The sequence below is a fragment of the Nodosilinea sp. LEGE 07298 genome, assembly GCF_015207265.1.
GTDB lineage: Bacteria > Cyanobacteriota > Cyanobacteriia > Phormidesmidales > Phormidesmidaceae > Nodosilinea.
The window spans coordinates 1-2,593 of record NZ_JADEXE010000508.1; the positions used below are offsets into that span (position 1 = coordinate 1).

At 54.9% G+C, this 2,593-nt stretch carries 4 protein-coding genes; all 4 read right to left on the bottom strand.

Going from position 1 to position 2,593, the window contains the following annotated elements; genetic code table 11:
• Positions 1 to 120 precede the first annotated feature (120 nt).
• Positions 121 to 615, bottom strand: a complete 495-nt coding sequence (locus tag IQ273_RS32415) for an ureidoglycolate lyase (RefSeq protein ID WP_194027188.1) — start codon at positions 613 to 615, stop codon at positions 121 to 123.
• Positions 616 to 856: 241 nt separating this feature from the next.
• Complete coding sequence (locus IQ273_RS32420; protein ID WP_194027189.1) at positions 857 to 1,474, bottom strand: hypothetical protein; 618 nt, start codon at positions 1,472 to 1,474, stop codon at positions 857 to 859.
• Positions 1,475 to 1,728: 254 nt separating this feature from the next.
• Positions 1,729 to 2,166, bottom strand: coding sequence for a putative toxin-antitoxin system toxin component, PIN family (locus tag IQ273_RS32425; RefSeq protein WP_194027190.1), 438 nt, complete (start codon positions 2,164 to 2,166; stop codon positions 1,729 to 1,731).
• Entirely contained in the window at positions 2,163 to 2,387 is a 225-nt protein-coding gene (locus IQ273_RS32430) for a hypothetical protein (RefSeq protein WP_194027191.1), read from the bottom strand. The genes IQ273_RS32425 and IQ273_RS32430 overlap by 4 nt, the downstream gene beginning before the upstream one ends.
• Positions 2,388 to 2,593 lie beyond the last annotated feature (206 nt).

Consider the following 2,593-nt stretch of genomic DNA (forward strand, 5'->3'; position numbering starts at 1 on the left):
AGTGGATGAGTGGATGAGTGGATGAGTGGATGAGTGGATGAGTGGATGAGTGGATGAGTGGATGAGTGGATGAGTGGATGAGTGGATGAGTGGATGAGTCTGAATTACCCATCCACCCCCCTACTCCCCCACAATCTCAAACTCCAGCCCAAACTCCTTCGCCAGGTTACAGGTCTGGTGATCGGTAATATTCGTATCGCTCAGTTCCAGGTTGTAAAAGCTGACGGCGGGGTGGCGAAAGTATGGCCCCGCGTGCCAGGTGCCCACCTCCAGCTTGATAAAGCAGTTGCCGGGAATGTGAAAGGCGCGAATGTCTTGCGGGTTGGGCGGTGCCTCCTCCGGTGGGGCCACCGCCATCAGCCAGTCTTTGCCCTCCAGCGCCCCCAGGCACTGGGTGCAGCGCTGGTGCCGGGTAATGGTGCGAAACCGGGTGCCCTTAACCGCCAGCATCATGATGTAAAAGCGGGGAATACCAGCATCTAGCCTGAGTTGAGCATCCTGCGGGCCAAAGGGAGCTTCGTCAGCGCTGGGGAAAATCACCTGGCCAAAGGGGGCAAAAGCTGCTGGAGTAATGAGCTGCGCCGTTAGTTGATGAAAGGTTAGGGGGAGAGTCATAGCAAAACAATATGCTAGGAAAAACAGGCCTTGCTTTGCCCATCACGGGGCAAAGATGATGAGTCCCAGACCTCCGAGGTTTTGAAAACCTCGGAGGTCTGGACAAAGCCTTAGCCCTAGCCAAAGCAGGCCAGTGGGATGCCGCCCATGAGCTAGTGCAGCCCTAGGGCGATCGCAATGCCTGCCTGATTCACGCCTACTTGCATCGGGTCGAGGGAGACAACAGCAACGCCCGGACCCATCATGATTCAGGGGGTGGCAATGGCGTACGGCGACCATGGCGTAGAGCCAGCAACCGATACATCACCATACCGGTTATGGTGGCAGAAATACCCCACATCATGTCAATCGCAACAGAGCTGGTCAAAACCAACCCAGTGGGTGTATGGCCGATAGCTCGGCTAACAGAACCCAAAATAAACCAGCCCAGCCCCCAACTAACCGCACCGCTAATGACTTGAACTAAAGCCCACCAGGCCATGCCAGGAATCTGGGTATAAAAGACCAGCCCCTGAATACCACCGATTATTATGCCTCCTACGGCTCCACTCATGATTAAGCTGCTGTGAAAGGCAACATAAGGCCGCACCATGCTGCTCAGCACTACCCCTAACATAGTGGCCAGGGTCCATCGCACCGTTCCCGAAGCCCCCAAACGCAGCATTGAACCCTGCAAGAGACCGACTGCCGCTCCCAGAACATAGGGAGTGATTCGGGGTTGCTCAGCGGGGATGCTAATTATCGCTAATCCACAGCCTAAAACCGTCAGGCCAACCCAGAGGGAATAGAACTTCCAGGCCCTGTGAGGGGGATAGTTGGCGGCCAAAAATAGGGGACGGTTAAGGGCAGAAAAATTCATAGGGATGTTGTTGACGTAACGTTGGACCAGGGACGATACCATCGGTGGCGACTCTACCCGCCTGCCCTGCCAATAGCATACCCTTGCCTCCTGAGCCCATAGCGTGATGTCCTGCGCCTTGATCTAAGACAACGCTGGCGCGTCTGGAGGTGTCTCCAAGCGGCAAGAAGCAAGCCTACCGGCGCAACAGGGTGGCAGAGGACTTGGACTGGCAGGTGTTTGAGAACGAAATTCGCTCAACATGGGGTCGCCCATTACGATGTCTCCTGTAAACAATCCAGGAAAGATTGGACACCGAGTAGCTGTATGTTGTGATCCAGCATGGCTGCTCTCAAAGCATCGTCGGCTCGTAGGTCGTTGTCGCCAGAGACGATAATATTTGCGGCTCCGTCAATGGCAGTTGCCAGGACGGGCAAATCTTTCGGATCTCGGCAATTGGGAGGAATAGTTTTGACCTCGACCCAGCCAGAACGGTGTCTGAGCTGGCGCTCCAAACGCTCTGCTTGATTGGGATCGACACGTTGCCTCAATCGCGGACGCTGCCAAACATCATGGAATTCATCAAATAGTGGTTGGCTCATCACGAGTTGAAACTGGTCTGCATTGAATGCCGCTAATATCGGCAGCGTGGTGCGCCCTCTCAGCAAAATACGAATCCAAATATTGGTGTCAATAACTGTGCGCGGGGTCATGCTTGGCGCGGTTGTTGGCGTACCGCCTTGACCTCGGCCATGATGTCGTCGTCGGTCATCTCGTCTACGGGCGGCTGAGTATAGAGTTCCGTCAGCAGCGCAGCCAGGTCAGAGCGCAAATCTAATTCAACTAAAGCGTTAGCGACCCGAGCCCGATCGTCTGGCTCTAATTGCCGAACGGCTTGAATCAGTTGTTCTAGCGTGATCGGGACTGAAATCATCGCCTTTCATAGTCCTTGTTTCTTCAATTGTAGAATCTTCCACCAAACCTAATCCCTAACGCCTCAACCATCTCACAAGTGAGGTACCGGGTGCCTGGGCAAATCTGTGAACCCTGCTACACAGCCCAATTAGGCACCCGGTACCTGGGGGAACGAGAGCCGCTCGATGAGAAACAACACCTCCGCCGCGTCGTCGTAATCGAGGG